Below are 595 nucleotides of genomic sequence, written 5' to 3'. Positions count from 1 at the left end.
TGTCTCAATCTTATTATTATGTTGTAATGATTTTATCTCCTGATCTGTAATAGTATAGTTATAAACTGGCTTAGATTTACAGATTGCACTAAAGGTATGGAGCGGCGGCTTATCAGACATTTAAATACCCTCTATTAAAAAGGAACACTGTCATTCATAACGGTATGGGGTGTATCAAGAGGTCTGTAAATGCTTCTGTCATAAGCTGATGACGGCTCTTGATTATCATCATTTTTGCCATCTAAAAGCTTTAACTCGCCTTTGTACTGAGGCAATATGACTTCTGTTACATAGCGATCAACACCGTTTTTATCTTGCCATTTACGGGTTTGTAGTCGCCCCTCGATATAAACTTTGCTACCTTTGTTGAGATACTGAAGCGCTATTTTTGCCAAATGTGGATTAAACACCACAATGGAATGCCATTCGGTTTTGTCTACTTTCTTATTGGTTGCCTTGTCTGTATAGCTCTCAGACGTTGCCATTCGAAAATTGACCACCTCGATGCCAGATGACATTGTTTTGCTTTCTGGATTGGCACCTAAATGACCAATTAAAATCACTTTATTAAGCATGTTTGTAAGTTCCATTAAAT

The 595-nt window shown here is 37.3% G+C and carries 1 protein-coding gene; it reads right to left on the bottom strand.

What is annotated here, in order from left to right:
- Nucleotides 1–134: 134 nt before the first annotated feature.
- Nucleotides 135–575: a single-stranded DNA-binding protein gene (gene ssb, locus ACFIKR_RS09580; protein ID WP_375659672.1), complete on the bottom strand. Its 441-nt coding sequence runs from the start codon at nucleotides 573–575 to the stop codon at nucleotides 135–137.
- Nucleotides 576–595 lie beyond the last annotated feature (20 nt).

Source organism: Bartonella sp. MR30HLJHH (assembly GCF_042194195.1).
Lineage (GTDB): Bacteria > Pseudomonadota > Alphaproteobacteria > Rhizobiales > Rhizobiaceae > Bartonella > Bartonella grahamii.
This window is presented reverse-complemented; position numbering and strand designations above follow the sequence as displayed.

Excerpts from the sequence above, each read along its gene's own strand:
- ssb (WP_375659672.1), bottom strand. The coding sequence starts at position 575 with ATGCTTAATAAAGTGATTTTAATTGGTCATTTAGGTGCCAATCCAGAA.